At 73.6% G+C, this 1,164-nt stretch carries 1 protein-coding gene; it reads left to right on the forward strand.

What is annotated here, in order from left to right:
* Positions 1-1,164: gamma-glutamyltransferase family protein (locus ACX80N_RS17710; protein ID WP_459340462.1), on the forward strand; the 1,164-nt coding region annotated here is incomplete at both ends.

Here is a 1,164-nt window from a genome sequence, read left to right on the forward strand (position 1 = left end):
GCCGCCGCGCGAGGGCGAGGTGATCCGCAACGAGGCCTACGCGCGCGTCCTCGAGTCACTGGTCGGCGCGGCCGCCGACGGTGCCAGCCGCGAGGAGCGCATCGACGCCGCACGGCGCGAGTGGCGCACGGGGCTCGTGGCGCAGGCCTCCGCCGCGTTCGTGGCCGTGCCGCACCGGCACTCCTCCGGGCTCGACCACGCCGGCGTCATCACGGTCGAGGACTTCGCCGCCTTCGAGGCGGGTTACGAGGAGGCGGCCACCCTCGAGTTCCGTGGTCACACCATCGCCAAGACGGGCCCGTGGGGCCAGGGACCGGCGCTGCTGCAGACCCTCGCGATCCTCGACGGGTTCGACGACGAACGGCTCGACCCGTCCACCGCCCTCGGCGCACACACCATCCTCGAGGCGCAGAAACTCGCCATCGCGGACCGCGAGGCGTACTACGGTGACGCCGAGGTGCCCCTGGAGTACCTGCTCTCGGCCGAGTACGCCGCCGAGCGCCGCGCCCTGATCACCGACGAGGCGTCCCTGGACTTCCGGCCCGGGACCGTGCCCGGCGTCGAGCCGTTCATCCCGCCGCTGCGCACCGAGTACACGCCGCCCGCCCTCGTGGGCGGCGGCGGTTTCGCCGGAGTGGGTGAGCCCACGGTGTCCAGCAGCGGCGAGACGCGCGGCGACACGTGCCACATCGACGTGGTCGACGCGCACGGCAACATGGTGTCCGCGACGCCCAGCGGCGGGTGGCTGCAGTCCTCCCCGACCATCCCCGAGCTGGGCTTCTGCCTCGGCTCGCGGCTGCAGATGACCTGGCTGGAGGACGGCGGCCCGTCCACCCTGACGGCCGGCAAGCGCCCCCGCACCACCCTCACGCCCACGCTGATCCTCGAGGACGGCAAGGCCGTCGTGGCTCTCGGCTCGCCGGGCGGCGACCAGCAGGACCAGTGGCAGCTGCTCTACATCCTCCGCACCATCGTGGGCGGATACACGCCGCAGCAGGCCATCGACGCGCCGTCACTGCACACCACCTCCATCCCCGGCTCCTTCTGGCCGCGCACCTGGGAGCCCGGGGGCGCCGTGGTGGAGGACCGGCTCGGCGAGGACGTCATCGCGGAGCTCGAACGCCGGGGCCATGTCGTCACGCGCGCGGGGGACTGGTCGCTCGG

It is taken from the genome of Arthrobacter sp. MDT2-16, from assembly GCF_054510925.1.